Raw genomic sequence first — 1,070 nt, 5'->3', positions numbered from 1 at the left:
TTACTTGGGAGTCAGACTATGGGGGATAAGCTTCATAGTCAAAAGGGAAAGAACCCAGACCGTCGTCTAAGGTCCCCAAGTTGGTGTTAAGTGGAAAAGGATGTAGAATCGCTCAGACAACCAGGATGTTGGCTTAGAAGCAGCCATCATTAAGAGAGTGCGTAATAGCTCACTGGTCCAGGGGTTCCGCGCCGAAAATGTAACGGGGCTCAAACACCACACCGAAGACACGGAATGCATAGCATTGGTAGAGGAGCGATCCATTGAGAACGAAGCGAGAGCGCAAGCGCTCGTGGACCCAATGGAAGAGAGAATGCCGGTATAAGTACACGATAAAAGAGGTGAGAATCCTCTTCGCCGAAAGTCTAAGGATTCCTGGGGAAGGCTCGTCCGCCCAGGGTAAGTCGGGACCTAAGGCAAGGCCGAAAGGCGTAGTCGATGGGAAACAGGTAGAAATTCCTGTACCTATCTTATTTAATGACCACGCAGTGACGCAGAAGGGTACAGCGAGCGCCCAGTTGGTGAGGCGTTCAAGCGCGTAGGGCGATGCGTAGGCAAATCCGCGCATCACGAGCCTGAGACGTGACGACGAGTGAAACATAGTAACGAAGTCCTGAATCCCCCGCTGCCAAGAAAAGCTGCTAAGGAAAATAAGATAGCCCGTACCGCAAACCGACACAGGTAGACAGGTAGAGAATACTAAGGCGCGCGAGATAACTCTTGTTAAGGAACTCGGCAAAATGAACCCGTAACTTCGGGAAAAGGGTTGCTCCCCCGTGTGAGTATGAACAATACAGAGCATAAGGGAGCCGCAGAGAAGAGGTCCAGGCGACTGTTTAGCAAAAACACAGGTCATTGCCAAATCGTAAGATCACGTATAATGGCTGACGCCTGCCCGGTGCTGGAAGGTTAAGGGGAAGAGTGCAAGCTTTGAACCGAAGCCCCAGTAAACGGCGGCCGTAACTATAACGGTCCTAAGGTAGCGAAATTCCTTGTCGGGTAAGTTCCGACCCGCACGAAAGGCGTAACGATCTGGACGCTGTCTCAACAAGGGACTCGGTGAAATTGAA

Annotated in this window: 1 rRNA gene; it reads left to right on the top strand. The window is 51.4% G+C overall.

What is annotated here, in order from left to right:
• Positions 1-1,070: ribosomal RNA gene (locus tag BLQ16_RS09525) — 23S ribosomal RNA — on the top strand; the annotation flags it as partial.

This window comes from Peptococcus niger, from assembly GCF_900101835.1.
Taxonomy (GTDB): Bacteria; Bacillota; Peptococcia; order Peptococcales; family Peptococcaceae; genus Peptococcus; species Peptococcus niger.
Note: the sequence above shows the minus strand (reverse complement) of the source record. Positions and strands in the feature narration are given on the sequence as shown.